Source organism: Rhodococcus sp. 15-725-2-2b, from assembly GCF_002259075.1.
Classification (GTDB): domain Bacteria; phylum Actinomycetota; class Actinomycetes; order Mycobacteriales; family Mycobacteriaceae; genus Rhodococcoides.
Window position 1 is genome coordinate 169,327 of record NZ_NPFL01000011.1, and the last position, 20,031, is coordinate 189,357.

16 protein-coding genes are annotated in these 20,031 nt (G+C 66.2%); 7 read left to right on the plus strand and 9 right to left on the minus strand.

What is annotated here, in order from left to right; genetic code table 11:
* Positions 1–58: 58 nt before the first annotated feature.
* Positions 59–1,066, plus strand: coding sequence for a 4-hydroxy-3-methylbut-2-enyl diphosphate reductase (locus CH306_RS14680; RefSeq protein WP_045199125.1), 1,008 nt, complete (start codon positions 59–61; stop codon positions 1,064–1,066).
* A gap of 86 nt (positions 1,067–1,152) precedes the next feature.
* On the opposite strand, the gene CH306_RS14685 is transcribed toward CH306_RS14680, so the two are convergent.
* Positions 1,153–2,268, minus strand: a complete 1,116-nt coding sequence (locus CH306_RS14685) for a DUF6542 domain-containing protein (RefSeq protein WP_179272885.1) — start codon at positions 2,266–2,268, stop codon at positions 1,153–1,155.
* Between the two features lie 20 nt (positions 2,269–2,288).
* Positions 2,289–3,455 (minus strand): DNA recombination protein RmuC, encoded by a 1,167-nt coding sequence (locus CH306_RS14690; protein ID WP_094646966.1) that lies wholly within the window; start codon positions 3,453–3,455, stop codon positions 2,289–2,291.
* A 123-nt stretch (positions 3,456–3,578) separates the two neighbouring features.
* Here CH306_RS14690 and CH306_RS14695 point away from each other — a divergent pair, with 123 nt between their 5' ends.
* Positions 3,579–4,769, plus strand: coding sequence for an exonuclease SbcCD subunit D (locus CH306_RS14695; protein ID WP_094646967.1), 1,191 nt, complete (start codon positions 3,579–3,581; stop codon positions 4,767–4,769).
* Positions 4,766–7,774, plus strand: coding sequence for an AAA family ATPase (locus CH306_RS14700; protein ID WP_094646968.1), 3,009 nt, complete (start codon positions 4,766–4,768; stop codon positions 7,772–7,774). Before CH306_RS14695 ends, CH306_RS14700 begins: the two co-directional genes overlap by 4 nt.
* On the opposite strand, the gene CH306_RS14705 is transcribed toward CH306_RS14700, so the two are convergent.
* From CH306_RS14705 to CH306_RS14730, 6 genes are all read right to left on the minus strand, one after another.
* Positions 7,756–9,042 (minus strand): AI-2E family transporter, encoded by a 1,287-nt coding sequence (locus CH306_RS14705; RefSeq protein ID WP_094646969.1) that lies wholly within the window; start codon positions 9,040–9,042, stop codon positions 7,756–7,758. The genes CH306_RS14700 and CH306_RS14705 overlap by 19 nt on opposite strands.
* Positions 9,043–9,093: 51 nt before the next feature.
* Entirely contained in the window at positions 9,094–9,591 is a 498-nt protein-coding gene (locus CH306_RS14710; RefSeq protein ID WP_094646970.1) for a methylated-DNA--[protein]-cysteine S-methyltransferase, read from the minus strand.
* On the minus strand, positions 9,588–11,054 hold the full coding sequence (locus CH306_RS14715; protein WP_094646971.1) for an AlkA N-terminal domain-containing protein: 1,467 nt from the start codon (positions 11,052–11,054) through the stop codon (positions 9,588–9,590). The genes CH306_RS14710 and CH306_RS14715 overlap by 4 nt, the downstream gene beginning before the upstream one ends.
* Positions 11,055–11,111: 57 nt before the next feature.
* The gene (locus CH306_RS14720; RefSeq protein WP_072692145.1) at positions 11,112–11,282 is read right to left on the minus strand and encodes a YbdD/YjiX family protein; all 171 of its coding nucleotides are present in this window, start codon (positions 11,280–11,282) and stop codon (positions 11,112–11,114) included.
* Positions 11,283–13,556, minus strand: coding sequence for a carbon starvation CstA family protein (locus tag CH306_RS14725; protein WP_094647047.1), 2,274 nt, complete (start codon positions 13,554–13,556; stop codon positions 11,283–11,285).
* 142 nt (positions 13,557–13,698) lie between these two features.
* Positions 13,699–14,880 (minus strand): ROK family transcriptional regulator, encoded by a 1,182-nt coding sequence (locus CH306_RS14730; RefSeq protein WP_094646972.1) that lies wholly within the window; start codon positions 14,878–14,880, stop codon positions 13,699–13,701.
* Between the two features lie 142 nt (positions 14,881–15,022).
* On the opposite strand from CH306_RS14730, the gene edd reads away from it, so the two are divergent.
* The gene (edd, locus tag CH306_RS14735) at positions 15,023–16,846 is read left to right on the plus strand and encodes a phosphogluconate dehydratase (protein WP_094647048.1); all 1,824 of its coding nucleotides are present in this window, start codon (positions 15,023–15,025) and stop codon (positions 16,844–16,846) included.
* Between the two features lie 32 nt (positions 16,847–16,878).
* Positions 16,879–17,508 carry a bifunctional 4-hydroxy-2-oxoglutarate aldolase/2-dehydro-3-deoxy-phosphogluconate aldolase gene (eda, locus tag CH306_RS14740; protein ID WP_032394043.1) on the plus strand — a complete coding sequence of 210 codons (630 nt, stop codon included), beginning with the start codon at positions 16,879–16,881 and terminating at the stop codon, positions 17,506–17,508.
* 19 nt (positions 17,509–17,527) lie between these two features.
* On the opposite strand, the gene CH306_RS14745 is transcribed toward eda, so the two are convergent.
* The gene (locus tag CH306_RS14745; protein WP_094646973.1) at positions 17,528–18,298 is read right to left on the minus strand and encodes an SDR family NAD(P)-dependent oxidoreductase; all 771 of its coding nucleotides are present in this window, start codon (positions 18,296–18,298) and stop codon (positions 17,528–17,530) included.
* Positions 18,299–18,400: 102 nt separating this feature from the next.
* Between CH306_RS14745 and CH306_RS14750 the strand changes: the two genes are divergently transcribed.
* Positions 18,401–19,237 carry a helix-turn-helix domain-containing protein gene (locus tag CH306_RS14750; RefSeq protein ID WP_032394217.1) on the plus strand — a complete coding sequence of 279 codons (837 nt, stop codon included), beginning with the start codon at positions 18,401–18,403 and terminating at the stop codon, positions 19,235–19,237.
* A gap of 34 nt (positions 19,238–19,271) precedes the next feature.
* Positions 19,272–19,877 (plus strand): hypothetical protein, encoded by a 606-nt coding sequence (locus CH306_RS14755; protein ID WP_094714342.1) that lies wholly within the window; start codon positions 19,272–19,274, stop codon positions 19,875–19,877.
* Positions 19,878–20,031 lie beyond the last annotated feature (154 nt).

The window sequence follows — 20,031 nt, forward strand, 5'->3', positions numbered from 1 at the left end:
CGGGGCTCGAGGTCACGGAAACGAGGTAGCCGCGCTCGGTGCACGTATCCTGGTAGGTATGTCTTCGGCTGTTCCACTGAATCTTGGTATTGCACAGTCCGCCGGTACGGGTGCGTCCTCGTACGCCGGGGGTAAGCGAGTGCTGCTCGCGGAGCCGCGGGGCTACTGCGCGGGTGTCGATCGTGCGGTCGAGACCGTCGAGAAGGCGCTCGAACAGCACGGTGCGCCGGTGTACGTGCGCAAGGAGATCGTGCACAACCGGCATGTGGTCGAGACGCTGTCCGATCGCGGCGCGGTGTTCGTGGAGGAAACCGACGAGGTTCCCGAGGGATCGCTGCTGGTGTTCTCCGCGCACGGTGTCTCACCTGCCGTACACACCTCTGCGGCCGAGCGAAACCTGCGCACGATCGACGCCACCTGCCCGTTGGTGACCAAGGTGCACCAGGAAGCCAAGCGCTTCGCCCGAGACGACTACGACATCCTGCTCATCGGCCACGAAGGTCACGAGGAGGTCGAGGGCACCGCAGGTGAGGCTCCCGAGCACATTCAGCTGGTCGACGGGCCCGAATCGGTCGACAACGTCACCGTTCGAGACGAGAACAAGGTCATCTGGCTGTCCCAGACCACGCTGAGTGTCGACGAGACGATGCTGACGGTCGCGAAACTGCGTGAGCGCTTCCCGACGCTGCAGGACCCGCCCAGCGACGACATCTGCTACGCCACACAGAACCGTCAGGTCGCCGTGAAAGCGATGGCACCGGAATGCGATCTGGTGATCGTCGTCGGCTCCAAGAACTCCTCCAACTCGGTGCGTTTGGTCGAGGTCGCGCTCGGTGCGGGTGCGCGAGCGAGCTACCTCGTCGACTACGCCAAGGAAATCGACCTGGCCTGGCTCGACGGGGTCGAGACGATCGGTATCACCTCGGGTGCGTCCGTACCGGAGATCCTGGTGCAGGGCGTCATCGAACTGTTCGCCGAGCACGGCTATGCAGACGTGCAGCCGGTCACCACCGCGAACGAGACCCTGGTGTTCTCTCTGCCCCGAGAGTTGCGTCCCGCTCGCTAGAAGCGACGTCAGCGAAAAGTCGACGCCTCGTATCGGAAACCTGCGCAGGAGCAGGAACCGATACGGGGCGTTCGTTCGTGTTCGGGCTAGTCGCTGTGGCGGTCGCGGTAGCGAACCCGCGGCACCGGATGCGGGGGAATGTCGTCCCGGTGCGGGGTGGGTAGAGCGTGATTGCCCTGGCCGTCCTCTGCGGGCGAACCGGGTGCCGAGGAAGCGTTCGTCCGAGGAGTCACGACGGGCCTGGCTCCGGTGCTGTACGGATCGGCGACCTCGCGAGGAGCGTGAACCCGGGCCGAGCGCTCGCGACGAGGTTCGGTCGAATAGCGGGGCTCTGCCGAGAAACGAGGCTCGGACGGTTGCGGTCGCTGTGCCTCGCGGGACTGTCCCTGCGGATACTGCGTTCGCGGGTACTCGGGCTTCTGGTATTCGGGCTTGTAGTCCTGCCGGGGTGAGTCGGTGGCGGCGTATCGAGTCTGTGGTGCCGACGCGGCCGATCGTCGTGGGCTCGAACTCGAGCGAGGTTCGGTGTCGGGTCGCGGGCGGGAATCGGTGTTTCTGCGACCGACGTACGGCCCGGGCACGATGTCGGTGGCCTCGGCCGCGGAGTCGGTGCTGCGATCGGCTGCAGCTGCGCGCCTGCGGGACCGTTCCGGGCGCTCGTCCTGTACCCGGCGCTGGGCTCTGGTCGCCTTGTCGTCACCGGGCTTGCGGCTGCGTCGAACAGTGCCCTCGGTCTTCTGGCTTCGTCGAAGGGTGGGGGCATGCGTGTTCTGGCGTTTGAGCACGATGCGCAGGACTCCGAGTCCGACGGCGACCACGGTGCCGAGCAGCATCAGCGGAAACCGGTTGACCAGCGGAATGGCAACGTTGAGGTTGATGTCCTTGAGGCTGGTGCCTGCGTTGTCGGTGAAGTACTGGTACGACAGCGGCACGGCCACGAACAGGATCAGTGGGGCTTGCACCATCGCCGTGAACAGTCCGCGGAAGCGGACCAGAAGGACGCCGGCGATGCAGCCGAGGATGTACATGAACGCGAACGCACCGGTCAGCTCGGTACCGCGTGCGGCATCGATCAGAAATCCGAGAAAAGTCAGTCCCGCGGCGATCGCGACGGCACCCCATGCGGGAACGCCGGGCAGGGTCGCGAGGATGGATCGGTGATCCAGCGGTACCCCGGAGCGGGCACGTTGGGAGGTAGACACCCCCCGAGGTTAGCCGTTGTTCAGCCGACTGCATCGCTGACATGACCGAAGTCGTGCCGGTAGCGGGACGAATCGGACAGTTTGGGACGCTCGTCCACTCGGGCGATGTCCACCGGCTCGGCGTCGAACAGTTCGAGCTCGTGCAGCTTTCTCGCCGTCACGCTCACCCTGGTGTCGACCGACCCGACGGTGGAGTTGAAGGACTCGACGGCCTTGCCGAGGTGGGCACCGAGCTTGTCCAGGTGCGTCGAGACGACACCGATCCGCGTGTACAGCTCGCGTCCCAACTGCTGGATGCGTGCGGCGTCCTCGGCCAGTGACTCCTGCTTCCACGTGTAGGCGACGGTGCGCAGCAGCGCGACCAGGGTGGTCGGGGTGGCCAGGATCACGTTCCGGCCGAAGGCGTACTCGAGCAGACCGGTGTCCGATGTCAGGGCCGCGTCGAGAAACGGGTCGCCGGGAACGAACAGCACGACGAACTCCGGGGTCGGCTCGAACGCCTGCCAGTACGCCTTGTCGGCCAACTGGTCGATGTGGGTTCGCAGTTGCTTGGCGTGGCGTCGCAGATTCTTCTCCCGCGCGCCGGGATCCTCGTCCTGGGCGGCGTCGAGATACGCCGCGAACGGCACCTTGGCGTCGACGACGATCTGGCGTCCGCCGGCGAGACGAACGATCATGTCGGGTCTGATGCCGTCCTTGCTGACCTGAGTGTCGAAATCGCAGTGCTTGAGCATGCCTGCCAGCTCGACGACTCGCTCGAGTTGGATCTCGCCCCACCGGCCCCGGATCTGCGGTGCGCGCAGGGCGGTGACCAGCTGACCGGTCTGGGTGGACAGATGCATCGATGCACGGTGCATACCGGTGACCTGCTCCGACAGTCCCGCGTACGCCCGGATGCGATTGTGCTCGACCTGCCGGACGTGCTCGGAGAGCGCATCGACGGCGTCGTGCAACGGCTCGACCAGGTGCGAGACCTGTTGGCCGATCACGGTCGAATTGCGTCGAGCCGAGTCCTCGTTGACCGCACTCAGTGACTGCCGAAGCATGCTCTCGTGCTCGCGCAGCGCGGCCAAATGGGCCTCGGCTCGTACGGCGCGATCGCCCATCCGCGAGGCGTGCAACAACCAGCCGACGACCGCGCCGATACCGAGTGCGACGAGCAGTCCGAACGCGGTGAGAATGTTCATGGGGCAGATGATGCAGGACGGTACCGACAACTTCGGTTCTCGATGGCTGTGGACCGCAGCTCACGTCCGACAGGCCGACGAGCCTCGAATAGTTTGTCGGTGCTTGCCGATAGCGTCGAACGCATGAGAATTCTGCACACCTCGGACTGGCACATCGGTCGCACCTTTCACGGTGTCGACCTGTTGGCCGATCAGGGCGCTGTGCTGAGGTCCATCGCGGAACTGGTTGCGGCACAATCGATCGATGTGGTGGTGGTGCCGGGCGACATCTACGACCGCGCTGTTCCCAGTGCCGATGCCGTCCTGGTCTGCAACCGCGGACTGGAGGCCATCCGCGCGGCCGGTGCCGTGATCGTCGCGACGTCGGGAAATCACGATTCACCCGCTCGACTGGGCGCAGGCGCGGCCTTCGCGTCGGCAGGAGGGCTGCATCTGATGACGCGGGTGGGCGATGTCGCGACCCCGGTCGTCATCGACGACGAGCACGGGTGCGTTGCGTTCTACGGCATTCCGTATCTCGAGCCCGAAACCACTCGCCTCGAACTCGACGTTCCCACTGCGCGTACTCATGCCGACGTTCTCGGTGCCGCGATGGATCGGGTGCGCGGCGACCTCGCGGCGAGAAGCGAGGCAGGGCAACGTGTTCGCTCGGTCGTGCTCGCCCACGCTTTCATCGTCGGCGGTGAAGCGACCGGATCGGAGCGGTCGATCTCCTCCGGCGGTATCGAGACCGCGCCTGCGTCGGCGTTCGACGGAGTCGACTACGTGGCGCTCGGACATCTACATTCGCCCCAGACCCTCACCGACCGGGTGCGGTACTCCGGTTCGCCGCTGCCCTATTCGTTCGGCGAGCGGTCGCACCACAAGGCGGTATGGATCGTCGATCTCGATGCCGACGGGCTCGGCACTGTCGAGCGAGTGGATCTGCCGGTGGTCCGCGGCCTCGCCCGCATCGAAGGAACGCTCGAGGAATTGACCACGGACGCAGCGTATTGCGAGTTCGAGGATCACTACGTCTCCGCCGTGCTCACCGACGAGGTTCGACCGGTCGACGCAATGCGCTTGTTGCAGCAGCGTTTCCCGCACGCGATCCACCTGGAATGGCGTCGGCCGGAGGGATCCGGCGAGCTTCGCTACCGCGACCGTGTGCGCGGCCGCAGCGATCTCGACGTCGCCACCTCCTTCGTGACGGACATGCGCAGTGTGCCGACGGCCGCGGAATCCGCGCTCCTGTCCCGCGCTCTGGCCTCCGTGCAACGGGAGACCGAGGCCACCCGCGGGTCGGCCACCACGGCCGACCGCGGTGCTGCATGAGGCTGCATTCACTCGAGATCACCGCCTTCGGCCCCTTCGCGGGCACGGAGACGGTGGACTTCGATGCGCTGGGGGCCGACGGGCTGTTTCTGTTGCACGGTCACACCGGAGCCGGCAAGACGACGGTTCTCGACGCCGTGGCGTTCGCGCTGTACGGAACGGTGCCCGGAGCTCGTCGCGAGGGCAAGCGGCTGCTGTCCGATCACGCGGCCAAGGGTGCGGTGCCACAGGTCACGTTGGAAGCGACACTCGGTGGGCGTCGGATCAGAATTGTGCGCAGTCCGGAATTCCTGCGGCCCAAGCTGCGAAGTACGGGTACCACCAAGCAGCACGCCAAGGCCAGTCTCACCTGGCTCGACGGCCGCGGGCAGAACCTCACCCGGCTCAGCGAGATCGGTGACGCCGTCAACGCGCTGCTCGGGATGAGTGCCGACCAGTTCTTTCAGGTGGTGCTGCTGCCGCAGGGTGAGTTCGCGCGGTTCCTTCGAGCCGACAGCGACGAACGCGGGAACCTGCTCGAAAGACTCTTCGACACAGGCAGATTCGGTGATGTCGAGGAGTGGTTCGCGCAGCGCCGCCGGGAGCTCGCCGCCGAACTCGCCGAAGCTCACCACGCCATCGACATCATGCTCGGCCGGGTGTCGCAGGCATCGGGTGTGCCCGAGCCCGCAGGCGAGGACGGCGAACAGCCGGACCCCCTCGAATGGGCGGCCGACGTCCTCGACGAAGCCCGGCAGAATCGGACCCTCGCGCAAGGTCGAGCGGTGCTGATCGATGCGGCTGCTCGGCGTGCGTCGGCAGCGCTGACGAAGGCCACCGCCGTTGTAGATCTGCAGCGTCGACGCGCTCTGGCCGAGGGGCAACTCGTGCAGTATCGGGAGGGCGAGACGGTGCGAGCAGCGCGCAGAATCGAGCTCGCCGATTCCGCGGCCGCCGGGCCGATCGCGGACACTGCTGCAGACCTCCGTCTCGCACGACTGGCGACTGACGCCGCAACGTCCGCACTCGCGGCGGCGGAGCATGCCCTCCCGTCGACGGCGGAGGGCCGACGCTTCCACGCTGCACTGCACTGGCCACCGGCACCGGCGGATCCGTCGGCCGAGCGCACGGTCGTCGCACAGTTCGTGCGTGACTGGACCACCGATGTCGCGCGGTTGCAGTCGCTGCTCGGTCTGGCCCGAGAAGCCGACCGACTCGACGGCACCCTCGCCGACTGTCGTGCGCAGCAACGCACCACCGCAGCGGCGATCGAACGCACCGTGCAGTCGCAGGCGTCGATGCCAGAGAAGATCGGAGCGGTCGAATCTCGGGTGGCACGAGCATCCTCGGCGGAGGCAGAGTTGCCGGGTCTCGAGGAGCGATGCGATCGTGCCCGCGCGGCGGCCGTGTCCGCCCTCGCCCTGGTGCGCACACGCGCGACTCTGGCCGAGGCGGAGCGGGCGCGCGACAGCGCCAGAGCAGCGCACAACACGGCCTGGGCGCACCTGCTCGATCTCCGTGAGCGACGCATCGACGGGATGGCGGCCGAGCTGGCGGCTCGTCTGGAGGCGGGGGAGCCGTGCGTCGTGTGCGGATCGGAGGTGCACCCGCATCCCGCTGCCGCGTCGACGTCGACGGTGACCAAGGCGCAGGAAGACAAGGCCGCCGCCGCGGAACGCAAGGCTGCTGCTGCGCTCGAAAAGGCGGTCGCGGTCGTCGCAGAAGCGCAACGCGGCGTGGACCTGCTGCACGATCGCACCGGAGGGGAGTCCGCTGCGGAACTGACCCGGATTCTCGATGCCGCGACCACCGCAGTGCAGGACGCTCGTGCGCGTGCGGCCGATGTCGAACCCGCAACCGCGGAACTGCATCGGCTGCGGAGCGAGTCGGACGCGCTGACGGTCAGGCACCACGACCTCGTCGCCTCGCGCAGTGCCGTCGACGAACGCATCTCGGCCACCGAGAAATCGCTGACGCAGATGCGAGCGTCGGTCGCCGAGGAAGTGAACGAGGGCGCGTCGCTGGTGGACCGAATCGCGGAGCGGGAAGCCTTGATCGACGGTGCCCGGCGAATTCAGGAGGCGCGTATCGCCTGGCTCGACGCCACTGCGCGGGCCGATGAGCTGGCAGCCGAACTGGACCGGCGAGTGCAGGCGTCGAGCTTCGAGTCCGTCGACGCGGCAGCCGGGGCAGTGTTGGCCGCGGACCGCGTCGAGCAGATCGAGACCGAACTGCGCACCGCCGAGGAGGCGCGCGCACATGCCGAGCACGTGTTGCGCGAGCCCGCCATCGTGGACGTGGCCGGCCGGCCGCCGGTGGATCTGGAACCGCTGGCACATGCGTGTTCCGAGCTGGACGAGAAGGTCAGGGCCGCTGCTGCCGAAGTGGCCGAATGCCGAAGGCGCGCAGACGATCTGGAACGACTGATCACCGAACTGTTCACCGCCGCCCAGGCCATCGCGCCACAACGCGCCGAGTTCGACGAACTGGCGAACCTGGCGGACGTCGTGGCAGGCCGGGGGCAGAATGCTCGCAAGATGTCGTTGCGCTCGTACGTCCTCGCGTCCCGACTCGAGGACGTCGCCGAGTCCGCATCCGCGAGGCTGCGTCGAATGTCCTCGGGGCGTTACGAATTCGTGCACTCCGACGAGGCAGGCGTCCGTGGCAAACGGGGCGGTCTCGGACTGGACATCAGGGACGACTACACCGGCGTCGTGCGCTCGGCCAAGACCCTCTCGGGCGGTGAGGCATTCCTCGCGTCGCTCTCGCTCGCCTTGGGCCTGGCCGATGTGGTGGCCGCCGAATCCGGAGGTGTCGTCCTCGACACGATGTTCATCGACGAAGGATTCGGCACGCTCGACGCCGACACCCTCGAATCGGTGATGTCGGTTCTCGACGAACTACGTGCGGGCGGACGCGTCGTCGGCGTGGTCAGCCACGTCGACGAGATGCGTCAACGCATTCCCAGCCGCCTCTACGTCAAGCGGGAGCGCACCGGATCGACACTTCAGGTCGTCGCGTCCTGACCTGACGAAGGTTTGTCGGACTTCGACTCGTCCTCGTCGTCCAGACCGGCCTGCTCGTCGGTCAACCCCTCGGGCGGCGGGATCTCGTCCTCGAGTTCGTCCTGGTCCGGTTCGTTCGAGCGGGCGTCGATCTGCTCGGACAGGTACCTGATCAGCACGGCAGCCACCGCGGCAGCCGGGACGGCGAGGAACGCGCCGATGATGCCGAACAGTGAGCTACCGCCGGTCACGGCCAGCAGCACTATCGCCGGGTGCAGGTTCATGCTGCGACTCTGCAGGATCGGTTGCAGCACATTGCCTTCCAGCTGCTGTACCGCGACGATGATGGCGAGCACGATCAGTGCAGTGGTCAGCCCGTTCGCAACCAGGGCCACCAGAACGGCGAGAGCGCCCGCCACGAACGCACCGACGATCGGGATGAAGCCACCGATGAACGTCAGGGTCGCCAGTACCAGGGCCAGTGGAACGCCGAGGATGACCAGTCCGAGACCGATGAAGAATGCATCGATGAAACTGACGATGGCCTGAGTTCGGATGAATCCGCCGAGGGTCCCCCACATCCGTGAGAGCACCTCGCCCAGATGGGTTCCGGCGCGGCCGCCGGAGAACCCGTGCAGCCACGGCAGGAACTTCGGTCCGTCCTTGACGAAGAAGAACGTCAGCACCAACACCAGCGCCAGGGTGACCAGCAGCGAGCCTGCGGCGGATACGCCGGTGAACACGCCGGTGGCGATGACCTCGCCGCTGTCCTGTAGACGCGACACGATCGCCGACACGGCCGAGTCGATCTGGTCGTCGCCGATGTTCAGCGGCGGCCCCTTCAACCAGTCCTGTACCTGCGCGATACCGCCCGATGCCTGGTCGACCAACTCCGGTGCCTGCTCGGCGACGGACGGAACGATCAAGGTGATGATGCCGCCGATGACGACGAAGAACACCACGAGCGATACCGACGCGGCCAGGGCGGGCGGAGATCCCAGACGCATCATCAGCTTCGCCGGCGGCCACAGCACCGTCGCGACGATCACGGCGAGCAGGACCGGCAGCAGGATCACCCAGAGGTGCCCGATCAGCCAGCCCAACACCCACGCCCCGGCTGCGATCGAGATGAGGATCAGCGACCACTTGGCCAGCCACAGGCCGCCGACCCCGATGAGGTCACCACGATCACTGCCGGACGTCTTGGACTTCGACGTACTACCGGGCACTGCCGATTCGGTCACTGTGGCTTCCTCACATTCGGCGGATGGCGGATCGTGAAGAACCATAACGTCTCGGCCTGCCCAGCTGTGTGCCACCGCCGTCCAAGGCGAGGCCGGTCAGGCCGCCTCGTGGGCCAACAGCCATTCCTTGACGGGCAGTCCCCAGCGGAAACCGCCGAGAGCCCCGCCGATTCGAACCACCCGGTGGCACGGCACGAACAGCGCGGCAGCGTTGCGAGCGCATGCCGACGCAGCACCACGGATTGCTGCCGGTCTGCCGGACAGTTCTGCGAACTGGGAGTAGGTCACCGGCGCACCGGGTTCGACGGTGCGCAGGACGCCCCAGGCATGCATGAGGAATTCGCCGGATCGTTGCGCGACGGCAACGGAGTCGATGACGGTCAGCTCACCGCGGTGATAGTTCTCGACGGCGCGCGTCACATCGCCGAGATCGGCCGCGGTGCGCACGCTGTCGGGTCGCATCGTCGGGTGGATCAGGACGCGGAGTTCGTCGACGTCGGCGGTCCAGCCGGACGCGAGCACGCGCTGATCGGCGTCCACGATGGTGCTGAACGGCCCGATCGGGGTGTCCTGGGTGGCGGCGGTGGCTGTCATGGCTGTCTTCTTTCCAGTGCGGTGACCCACAGGTGCATCGAGACGTACGAACGCCACGGAGCCCAGCGGGCGGAATCGTTCAACGAGATGCCGAGTGCCTGAGCACCTTGGCGGACGACGAGATCGGTATCGAGCAGAACATCGGGATCACCGAGCAGTCGCATCACGACGTACCGGGCGGTCCAGGGTCCGATCCCTTTGAGCGCGAGCAGCTCTCGCTCCAGTTCGGGCCCTTCTCGCGCGGGATGCAGCACGACGGTTCCCGCCGCGATGGCGTCGGCGACGCGGATGACGGTCTGCACCCGGGCGGCAGGTCCGGTGAGAACTTCGTGGCCCCGTTCGGCGATGACGGCAGGCTCGGGAAACAACCTGGTGACGGTTCCGTTGCCGAGATCGAGTGGCGCACCGAGAGCATCGACGAGCCGGGCGGTGTGGGTGGCCGCAGCCTTGAGCGAGATCTGTTGTCCGATCACGGTGCGCAGCAACATCTCTGCGCCGTCGACCACTCCGAGGGCACGGATGCCCGGGTGGGCGTCGACGCTCGGTGCCAGCTGCGGATCCGTGCGCAGGGCGTCGTCGACGGCGAGTGGATCGGCGTCGAGATCGAGCAGGTGGCGAATCCGAGCGACGGCCGGGGCAAGATCGCGCATGTCCTGCAATGTCACTGCGGCGCTGACGAATCCGTCCATCACACGCAACGCCACGAGCCCGGCGGCATGCGGCAGGCGCAGCGATCGCACGTATTCGCCGTCCTCGGAGAAGGATTCGATGCCCTCGACCACGTGGCCCCGCAGGAACCACTCGATCCAGCCGCGATCCAGCGGCGGGCGGTACGGCAAGCGCAGGGTGACCGTTCCACCCGCGGTCGCAACGGCCGTGCGGTGTGCTTCTCTGCGCAGTGTCGACGGATCGACGGCGAAGACTTCTTTGATGGTGTCGTTGAATTGCCGAACGCTGGAGAAGCCGGCCGCGAAGGCGACGTCGGCCATCGACATGTCGGTGGTCTGAATCAGGGTGCGGGCGGTGTGGGCGCGGTGCGCGCGGGCCAATGCCAGCGGTCCTGCACCGACTTCGGCCGTCAGCACGCGCGTCAACTGACGGGTCGAGTAACCGAGGGTGCTGGCGAGGCCGTCGACGCCACCACGTTCGACGGCTCCGTCGGAGATCAGTCGCATGGCACGAGAACTGAGGTCCGAGTGGATGTTCCAGCGTGGGGAACCGGGGGTGGCGTCGGGCTGGCAGCGGCGGCAGGCTCGGTAGCCGGATTGTTGCGCCGCCGCTGCGGTGGCCATGAACGAGACATTGCCGGGCTTGGGTGTGCGGGCCGGGCAGGAGGGTCGGCAGTAGATGCCGGTGGTGGAGACGGCGGTGAAGAACTGGCCGTCGAACCGTGCGTCACGCGAGGAGACCGCGCGATAACACCGATCGAAGTCCAGTTCTTGCACCTGCCGTTCGCTGCTCATGCACCTACTGTGTCAGCGTGGACGCGTCGGTGCTAGCGGAAATCGGACATCACCGTGTCAGCAGCAGCGTGCCCCCGGGTTTCGGTCCGCCTCCGCGTGCCGATCCTTCCAGTACTGCCGCACGGTCGGCGGTTCCTGGCCGGGGTGGTGGCGGGCCAGATGGGCGACGTACCGGTCGTAATCGTGGTCGCCCATCACCGAGGTGATCCACCACCACAGCCCGCGCATCTAGTGCGCCGATCCGGGGCGACGGACGGTGCCCGCGTCGATCAGCTCGTCCCATTCGGCCTGGATCTTCTTCTCGGCCGGGGTGAGGACGAACCCGGTGGGACCGAAGATCTTCGACGGCACCTCGGGCTCCTCGTTGTCGGGCAGGTTGTCTCCCCGCACTGCCTTGATGCAGACCCACACTCCGGCGAACACGACCACCAGGACGAGTGCCGCGAAGATGATCGACAGCGTGCCCTGAATGAAGGTGTTGCGGATGACGGCGTCGATGGCCTCGGGTGTCTTGGCGCTACCGAACTCGCTCAGGCCCTGCGCCTTGGCGTCGCGGAACTGCGAGTGCTGCGTCCAGTAGCCGATGGCCGGGATGGAGGAGAAGATCTTCTGGTACGACGCCGTCATGGTGACGATGAGGTCCCAGGCGAGTGGAACTCCGGGGATCCAGGCCCACTTGTAGAGGCCACGCTTGACCACGATGACGAGTACCACCGTCAGTGCGATGGCGGCCAGCAGTTGGTTCGCGATACCGAACAGCGGGAACAGAGTGTTGATTCCGCCCAGTGGATCGGTGACGCCCATGAGAAGGATTGCGCCCCAGGCTGCGACGACGATCAGCGAGCAGATCCAGGCACCGGGACGCCACGACGGATCCTTGAACTTCTTGGCCGATGCGCCGGGCAGGTTGCCGATGCTGTCGGAGAGCATGAAGCGTGCGACGCGGGTGCCTGCATCGACCGTGGTGAGGATGAACAGTGCCTCGAACATGATCGCGAAGTGGTACCAGAACGACTTGAGCCCCGGCCCGCCGAACACCTGGTGCAGTACCTCGGACATGCCGAACGCGAGTGTCGGTGCGCCGCCGGTGCGGGAGATGATCGTCTCCTCGCCCACATCGGCTGCGGCCTGGCTCAATTCGGCAGGCGTGATGTCTCCGCCGCTCAGTCCCAATCCGTTGACGTAGGGAGCTGCAGCCTCGGGAGTGCCACCGGTCAATGTCGCCGGGGCATTGAGCGCGAAGTAGATGTGCTGATCGAGGACGCACGCCGTGATCAGAGCCATGATGGCGACGAACGACTCGGTGAGCATGCCGCCGTAGCCGATCATGCGCATCTGCTTTTCCTTCTCCAGCAGCTTCGGCGTGGTGCCGGAGGAGATCAGAGCGTGGAAGCCGGACAGTGCGCCGCAGGCGATGGTGATGAACAGGAACGGGAACAGGGACCCTGCGAATGCCGGCCCGTTGCCCTCGGTGGCGAAGCTGGTCATCGCGGGCATCTGGATCTCGGGACGCGCGATGAGGATGCCGACGGCCAGTAGGGCGATGGTGCCGACCTTCATGAACGTCGACAGGTAGTCGCGCGGGGCGAGCAGCAGCCATACCGGCAGGATGCAGGCGAGCAGACCGTAGCCGATCAGCAGCCAGGCGACGGTCACCTTGGAGAGGGTGAACCAGTCGGTGCCCCAATCGGTTTCGGCAACCCAACCGCCGGCCACGATGGCGAGCAGCAACAGGACGACGCCGATGAGCGAGACCTCGGTGACGTTGCCCGGCCGCAGGAAGCGTAGGTAGACACCCATGAACAGTGCGATCGGAATGGTCAGCGCGATGGAGAAGACACCCCACGGGCTTTCGGCGAGTGCGTTGACGACGACCAGGGCGAGCACCGCGATGAGAATGATCATGATGACGAACACCGCGACCAGGGCGGCGGTGCCGCCCACTACTCCGAGTTCGTCGCGGGCCATCTGGCCGAGGCTGCGGCCGTGGCGTCGCGTCGAGATCCACAGCACCAGGAAATCCTGTACGGCACCGGCGAACACGACGCCGATGATGATCCACATGGTGCCCGGGAGGTAACCCATCTGAGCGGCGAGGACGGGTCCGACGAGCGGGCCTGCTCCGGCGATCGCGGCGAAGTGGTGGCCGAACAGCACCCGACGGTCCGTCGGCATGTAGTCCTTGCCGTTCTCCAGAATCTCGGCGGGGGTGGCGCGGTCGTCGCGTGGGAAGACGATCTTGCGTTCGATCAGCCTGGCGTAGAAGCGAAAGGCGAAGATGTAGGTACACACCGCGGCGATGACGAACCAGACGGCGTTGGGATTCTCTCCGCGGACGATCGCGATGATCGTCCACGCAACACCGCCGAGAAGGCCGATGGCGACGAGCATGAGGCGCTTGATCGGGGTCATCGGATGTGACTCGACGACGCCGACGGGCGGCAGATCGGGATCTGTCTTCAGCAATTCGACGTGTGGTTCGTCGGCCGCTTTCAGTGACATGTGTGGGGTCTCCAGGCTCGCAGGTGTGACTGCGATCACCCTATGTCCGGCACGGGCGCACGTCCTCGAATCGACGCATCGCCGTGCGCCCGGCGGTCGCTGGAGTGCGACGAGCGGCAACCGTGCCGATGGCGAGTGACGATCAGCCGCCGAGGGCGTCGTCGACGGCTCTGGCGCTGAGCACCTGATCCAATACCAGCGCGGCGCTACCGATGACTCCGGAGAGGTCGCCATGGGTGGTGGCCTGGATGGTGAGGGCCTTGGTGGCCAGTGCGGTGGCGTTGCCGTAGACGGTTTCACGCAGCCCGGCGACGAAGATGTCGTAGGCGTTCGCCATGTCGCCGCCGATGATGAGTACCTCGGGGTTGAGCAGGTTCACGGCCCCGGCCAGAGTTTCGCCGATGTGGCGACCGCTGTCGCGGATGAGTCTGCGTGCCTCGGGGTCGCCGCTCACTGCGAGGTCGACGACGCCGCGGACGTGGCCGACTTCGCGGCCCTGTTCGTTGAGTGCGCGCACCAGTGCCCAGCCGCCTGCGATGGCTTCGAGGCAGCCGCTGTCGCCGCACCGGCAGGCGACACCTGCTGCAGCTGCGGTCTTGGTGTGGCCGAATTCTCCTGCAGCCCCGAGTGATCCGCGTTGCAGCGCACCGCCTGCCACGATCCCGGCTCCGAGACCCGTCGAGGCCTTGACCAACAGGGCGTTCTGGAAGCGATCTCTGTTGTCGCGACGTTCGGCGAGAACCATCGCGTTGGCGTCGTTGTCGAGAAACACCGGAGCCGACGTCGTATCGGCGAAGAACGGGGCCAGCGGCACCCCGTCCCAGCCGTGCATGATCGGCGAGTCCAGGCTGCACCCTCGGTCGGTGTCGGCGGTGCCGGGGATGGACAGCCCGACCCCGAGGATGCGGTGGCCGGTTCGGTGCGATTCGTCGAGCAGTGCCTGCAGTCGCTTGGTGATCTGCGGCATCAGTTCGTCCGGGCCGACGCCGATCTCCTGGTCGACGGTGTCGCTCGCGAGCAACTCGCCGCCGAGGGTGAAGACGCCCAGCTGGGAGCGGCTGCGTCCGATCGCGGCGGCGAGCACGACTCCGGCGTCGATGTCGAACGACAGTCTCGCCGGAGGCCTGCCGCCGGTCGAGTGCGTGTCCTCGGTTTCGATGACCAGGCCGAGGCCGGTGAGCGCGGCGACGCGGGACGCGACGGCAGACCGTGACAGTCCGGTGATCCGGCCGAGCTCGGCCCGGGTATCAGCTTCTCCATCGCGGACCAGAGCGAAAACCTCGCCTGCCGTCGCAGGTGGAGCGCTCGGGCGCGGCATCGACATAGACGCCATTCAACCAACTGGCAACTTCTACGGCAACAACCCAAGAAGTGCCACTTATAACTTCGAAAAGCATAAGTTGGGTTGTCGATCGACCTAAGCGGACTTAAGGTGAGTGATGAGATACCGAACATCGGAGATACTCATGGACACACTTCATCCGGTCCTGCGGCAGGTCACCGACCGCATCGCAGACCGTAGCCAGTCCGCTCGCGCCGCCTACCTCGCTCGAATCGACGCCGCAGGAGATCGAGGCCCCGCCCGTGGCCGCCTCGCCTGCGCAAACATCGCCCACGGTTTCGCCGCCTCCGGCAAGGCCGACAAACAAGCACTGCGCGGCATGGTCAAGCCCAACATCGCCATCGTCTCGGCGTACAACGACATGCTCTCGGCGCACAAGCCGTTCGAGACCTACCCCGCCGTGCTGAAGAAGTCGGTCATCGACGCCGGCGGCATCGCACAGTTCGCCGGTGGAGTTCCCGCCATGTGCGACGGCATCACGCAGGGCCGTGACGGCATGCAGCTCTCGCTGTTCAGCCGCGACATCATCGCGATGTCGACCGCAATCGCGTTGTCCCACGACATGTTCGACGCCACCCTGATGCTCGGGGTGTGCGACAAGATCGTCCCCGGAATGCTCATCGGCGCACTGAGTTTCGGTCATCTGCCTGCGGTGTTCGTGCCCGCTGGGCCGATGACGTCCGGACTCCCCAACGGGGAGAAGGCAAAAGCGCGCCAGCTCTACGCCGAGGGCAAGGTGGGGCGCGAGGCCCTGCTCGACGCGGAGGCCGCGTCGTATCACGGCAGTGGCACCTGCACGTTCTTCGGAACGGCCAATTCCAATCAGTTGCTCATGGAGGTCATGGGCCTGCACCTGCCGGGATCGTCGTTCGTCAACCCCGGAACCGCGATGCGCGACGCGTTGACCCGCGAGGCGGCGCACGTCGTCACCGGTCTGACGTCGTTGGGCGACAACTACACTCCGGTGGGGGAGGTCGTCGACGTCAAGTCGATCGTCAACGGCTGCGTCGCGTTGCTCGCCACCGGTGGTTCGACCAATCACACGATGCACCTCGTCGCCATCGCCAAAGCCGCCGGAATCACGCTGACCTGGCAGGACCTGTCGGATCTGTCGGCCGTCGTGCCGCTGATGGCCCGGATCTACCCGAACGGCAAGGCCGACGTGAATCACTTCCACGCGGCCGGTGGACTCGGGTTCGTCATCGGGTCTCTGCTCGACGCCGGGTTGATGCACGAGGACGTGAAAACCGTTGCTGGGCAGGGCCTGCGACGCTACACCCAAGAGCCGAAGCTCGACGGCGACGGAGTGATGTGGCAGGACGGAACTCGAATCAGTCATGACGCCACCGTGTTACGCGGTGCAACCGAGCCGTTCAGTGCCGACGGAGGGCTGAAGATGTTGACCGGTCCGATCGGCAAAAGCGTCATCAAGACCTCTGCGGTGGCACCGGAACATCGTGTGGTCAGCGGTCCGGCTCGGGTGTTCGACGACCAAGCCGACTTCCTGGCGGCGTTCGATGCAGGACTGCTCGACACCGATTTCGTTGCGGTGCTGCGGTACCAGGGACCGCAGGCCAACGGCATGCCAGAACTCCACAAGCTCACCCCCGCGTTGGGTATCCTGCAGGACCGCGGCCGGTCCGTCGCGCTGATCACCGACGGCCGGATGTCCGGAGCTTCCGGAAAAGTGCCTGCGGCAATTCATCTCACACCCGAGGCGGCGAGCGGTGGACCGATAGCGAAGATCCTCGACGGTGACGTGATCACCGTGGACTCTCTCGGTGGCACATTGTCGATCGACGTTCCGCTCGACGAGTTCGAAGCCCGACCGGTCACCGGTCGAGTGTTGGACGCAGACGAGTGGTCGAGCACCGGCCGTGACCTGTTCTCCGGGATGCGTGCTCTCGTCGGTCCGGCAGACGAGGGTGCGATGTTCGTGATGCGTTGACCCGAGAACCCGATTCGAGAGAAAGTAAGACCGTGACTGCATCCTTGCTCGACCGTGTACCCGTCATTCCTGTCGTCGTCATCGACGATCTCGACCATGCCGTTCCGATCGCTCGCGCTCTGGTGGCGGGCGGAGTGCCCGTCATCGAGTTGACTCTGCGGACACCGGTGGCGCTCGATGCCATCGAGCGCATCGCCGCCGAGGTTCCCGACATCCTCATCGGTGCCGGCACGATCATCACTCCCGGCCAGGCCAAGCAGGCCGCCGACGCGGGCGCACAGTTCCTGGTCTCGCCCGGCTGTACGCCTTCCCTGACGAAGGCCATGCGAGACACCGGACTACCCCACTTGCCCGGTGCCGCAACGGTGTCCGAGGTGCTCACTCTGCTCGAGGCCGGTTACACCGAGCTCAAGTTCTTCCCGGCCGAAGCATCCGGTGGCGCGAATTTCTTGAAGTCGATCCACTCGCCGATCCCGGCCGCACGCTTCTGCCCGACGGGTGGCATCTCGACCTCCAATGCATCGAGCTACCTGGCGCTGCCGAACGTCGGCTGTGTGGGCGGATCGTGGCTCACTCCGGCTTCGGCCGTCGCGCAGGAGGATTGGGACGCCGTCACTCGGTTGGCCGAGGCCACCTCGACGCTGAAGGCAACAGCCCAGTAGCGGTCAGCACCACGAGTGTTCATCCGCGGGTGACCGAGATACCGCCGTCCACGTACAGCGTTGTCCCGTGCACCATCGCGGCGTCGTCGGAGACCAGAAACAGCACTCCGTTCGCAATGTCCTGTGGCTCGAGCACTGTGCCTGCAGGCGTTCCGGCCGTCATGGCGTCCAACACCTCTCGCGCATCCTCGTTGCCCGGCGTGAGCGTCGCGCCGGGTGCGAGGGCGTTGACCCGCACGCCGCGTGGGCCGAACTCGGCAGCCCAACTGCGAGTGAGTTGTTCGTCGGCGGCCTTGGTAGCGGAGTACATCGCGGCGAAGGGGCTGCCCATCATGGCCATCCACGACCCGATGTTCACGATGACGCCACTGCCGCGCTCGGCCATGGCGGGAGCCAGTTCGCCGACGAGCACATGCGGAGCTCGAACGTTGACGGCGAGCATCGCGTCGAGCTGGTCGTCGGGCAGGTCTGCGGTGGCGGTGGCCGGATAGATGCCGGCGTTGTTGACGAGAATGTCGACACGGCCGCCGAGAGCGTCGGTGGCGCGGGCCGCGAATTCGCGGAGCTCCTGGTAGCTGCCCGAGAGATCGACGGCGACGAAGGCCGCAGTGCCGCCTGTCTCGGAAATGCTGTGCGCCAGGGCCTTGCCGCGCTCGGCGTCGCGGCCGCTGACGACCACCGATGCCCCCTGGGCGGCGAGGGTCAGCGCGATGGCAGCACCGATCCCACTGGTCGATCCGGTGACGACGGCTGTGCGTCCGAGGAGCTGCGGAGAAGTGGAAGAAGTCATGACGCTATGTCTACGGTCGGTCGAGGCAGGCAACCAGGCGTCGTTCTGCCTAGGTCTGTCATGACCAGGTTGCCGATCGCCCATGTCGCTACTGTGGGATTCGTGAACAAAGACAGGTCCGCCCTCAGCGCATTTCTGCGTGATCGGCGCGACCGCATGACCCCGATCGAGGCGGGGATTCGTACGTATCCCGGTGCCCGACGGGTGCCGGGGCTGCGGCGCGAAGAGCTGGCGGCTCTGGCCGGAGTGAGTCCGGATTACTACAGCAAACTCGAACAGGGTCGGCAGGCCAACGTGTCGAACGAGGTGCTGCTGGCAATCGCCGGTGCGTTGAAGCTCGACGATGTCGAGTCCGCGCATCTACTCGATCTCGCGTCCCCGGCGACGCCCACCGAGGATGCTGCGCAGGTACCGAATCCAGGGCTGCTCCAGGTCATGAAGGCGCTCGACCATGTGCCGGTGATCCTGCTCGGGCGCAGCGGGGCCGTCCTGGCCAGCAACTCGCTGGTCCGATCGGTACTGAGTCTGCAACCGTCCGCCGACCAGTCGTTGTTCCACTATCTTTTTCGCAACCCCATCGCCCGGGAGCGAATCGTCAATTGGTCGCAGTTCGCGGCAGCATCGGTCGCGGGGTTGCGCCGTGACCTCGCTCGTCGACCGGGGGATCGCGCGCTCATCGCCTTGATCGCCGAATTGCGTTCCGCAGAGCCATGTTTCGAGCAGTGGTGGAGCGACCACGAGGTTCGCGAATTCGAGCGCGCAACCAAGATCATCCAGCATCCGGCGGCGGGAACCCTCGAATTCGGTATCGAGTTTCTGACCTCGCCCAGCGAGCCGGATCAGAGTCTCATCGTCTACACGGTCGAGGACGGGTCGAGCACTGCCGAGATTCTGCCGATCTTGGCGAGTTGGGACCCGAGTTCGGCGATCCGCACTTGACCTCGATATAACTCGAGGTTTTAGCGTCGCCTGCATGGACACACTCGGTCTCGGCAGACTCGGCATTTCCATCGACGTATCGCCGTCGTACCTCGACGACGCACACGAGTTGGAATCACTCGGATTCACCTCGGTCTGGTTGCCGGGTGGACAGCTGGATCGGCTCGGCAGGTTGGCCGATCTGGTCCACGCGACCGAGAAGGCGACCATCGTTCCGGGGATCGTGCCGGTCGATGTGTACTCACCTGCACAGACCGGTGAGCTGTTCGACGGGCTCTCGGGCACCGGTCGATTCGTTGTCGGCCTCGGTGGGCCGCAGAGTGCTCGGCCTTTGGCCGGGTTGAGGAAGTACCTCGATGAGCTCGAGGTGCCCGCCGATCACCTTCTGCTCGCGGCGCTCGGTCCGAAGAAGTTGGAGATGGCGCGGGACCGCGCTGCCGGCGCAATCGCGTTGCTGGTGACGCCGGAGTGGACGGCGCAGGCGCGCGGTGCACTCGGTGGGTCGACGTTGGTGGTCGACCAGTTAGTCGTGGTCGAGTCCGACCCGGATCGGGCGCGTGCTGCAGCTCGGCAGCCGCTGAGCTTTCTCGCCACTGTTCCCGGCTATCGGCAGAACTTTCTGCGGATGGGCTTCTCCTAGGCCGACGTCGACCAGCTCAGCGACCGATTCATCGACAGCCTGGTGATGTGGGGGAGCATCGGGACGATCGCTTCGCGGGTTGCGGAGCACCACGAGGCGGGAGCGGATCACGTCGTTCTTGCACCCCTCGGCGCTTCCAGTATCGACGCTGGCC

Bases quoted from the DNA above. Each gene is read 5' to 3' on its own strand.
- CH306_RS14680 (WP_045199125.1), top strand. From the start codon at position 59: ATGTCTTCGGCTGTTCCACTGAATCTTGGTATTGCACAGTCCGCCGGT.
- CH306_RS14690 (WP_094646966.1), bottom strand. From the start codon at position 3,455: ATGAACATTCTCACCGCGTTCGGACTGCTCGTCGCACTCGGTATCGGC.
- CH306_RS14695 (WP_094646967.1), top strand. From the start codon at position 3,579: ATGAGAATTCTGCACACCTCGGACTGGCACATCGGTCGCACCTTTCAC.
- CH306_RS14700 (WP_094646968.1), top strand. From the start codon at position 4,766: ATGAGGCTGCATTCACTCGAGATCACCGCCTTCGGCCCCTTCGCGGGC.
- CH306_RS14705 (WP_094646969.1), bottom strand. From the start codon at position 9,042: ATGGTTCTTCACGATCCGCCATCCGCCGAATGTGAGGAAGCCACAGTG.
- CH306_RS14710 (WP_094646970.1), bottom strand. From the start codon at position 9,591: ATGACAGCCACCGCCGCCACCCAGGACACCCCGATCGGGCCGTTCAGC.
- CH306_RS14715 (WP_094646971.1), bottom strand. From the start codon at position 11,054: ATGAGCAGCGAACGGCAGGTGCAAGAACTGGACTTCGATCGGTGTTAT.
- CH306_RS14720 (WP_072692145.1), bottom strand. From the start codon at position 11,282: ATGCGCGGGCTGTGGTGGTGGATCACCTCGGTGATGGGCGACCACGAT.
- CH306_RS14725 (WP_094647047.1), bottom strand. From the start codon at position 13,556: ATGTCACTGAAAGCGGCCGACGAACCACACGTCGAATTGCTGAAGACA.
- CH306_RS14730 (WP_094646972.1), bottom strand. From the start codon at position 14,880: ATGTCGATGCCGCGCCCGAGCGCTCCACCTGCGACGGCAGGCGAGGTT.
- edd (WP_094647048.1), top strand. From the start codon at position 15,023: ATGGACACACTTCATCCGGTCCTGCGGCAGGTCACCGACCGCATCGCA.
- CH306_RS14745 (WP_094646973.1), bottom strand. From the start codon at position 18,298: ATGACTTCTTCCACTTCTCCGCAGCTCCTCGGACGCACAGCCGTCGTC.
- CH306_RS14755 (WP_094714342.1), top strand. From the start codon at position 19,272: ATGGACACACTCGGTCTCGGCAGACTCGGCATTTCCATCGACGTATCG.